Below are 261 nucleotides of genomic sequence, written 5' to 3'. Positions count from 1 at the left end.
CCAGCCCGCTTGGCACGCTCAATCAATTGCTGGCGCGGCACGACGGGTTGTCGCCCGACGAAAAGATCCGTATTCGCACCGCGCAGGGCCGCCCGCCATGGGGGGTGAACCTGCGCATCGTGGACGAATTCGGCACGGCGCTGCCGCATGACGGCCAGACTCAGGGGCATCTGCAGATCCGCGGCCATTGGGTCATCGAAAGCTATTTCGGGCGCGACGAACAGGTGCTGACCCCGGATGGCTGGTTCGACACCGGCGACG

1 pseudogene is annotated in these 261 nt (G+C 65.9%); it reads left to right on the top strand.

Going from position 1 to position 261, the window contains the following annotated elements:
• Positions 1-261: pseudogene (locus Q5762_RS38810) on the top strand (AMP-binding protein); the annotation flags it as partial.

The organism is Streptomyces sp. P9(2023), from assembly GCF_032436795.1.
Taxonomy (GTDB): Bacteria; Actinomycetota; Actinomycetes; order Streptomycetales; family Streptomycetaceae; genus Streptomyces.
The sequence above is the reverse complement of the archived record's forward strand: the minus strand, read 5'-3'. Positions and strand labels throughout refer to the sequence as shown.